This window comes from Flavobacterium geliluteum (assembly GCF_017948595.1).
Taxonomy (GTDB): Bacteria; Bacteroidota; Bacteroidia; order Flavobacteriales; family Flavobacteriaceae; genus Flavobacterium; species Flavobacterium flavipigmentatum.
This window is the reverse complement of sequence record NZ_JAGFBV010000111.1, coordinates 1-220: the sequence shown is the minus strand read 5'-3', so window position 1 is coordinate 220 and position 220 is coordinate 1. Positions and strand designations below refer to the sequence as shown.

General features: G+C 40.9%; 1 protein-coding gene. It reads right to left on the bottom strand.

Going from position 1 to position 220, the window contains the following annotated elements; all coding sequences use genetic code 11:
• Positions 1-220 (bottom strand): transposase (locus J3495_RS19140; RefSeq protein WP_210668590.1); only part of this gene is annotated, 220 nt, incomplete at both ends.

The following is a 220-nucleotide window of genomic DNA, read 5'->3' as shown; positions in this document are numbered from 1 at the left end:
CGATATTTAATCCTGATTTCCTGCAGGGCCTCTGTAGCTAGCTTTTGAACATGGAATCGGTCTGTAACGCGAGTAGCATTAGCAAAACACTTTTTAGCTATCAATCCCATGTTTCCGGCCATATCCAAAGTGATTTCTTTGACTAGATTTCGTTGTTGAAGAGGCATTTTTTCAATAACGGCAATCACTGTTTCTGCTTTAGTTCCTGCAACCATAGCCA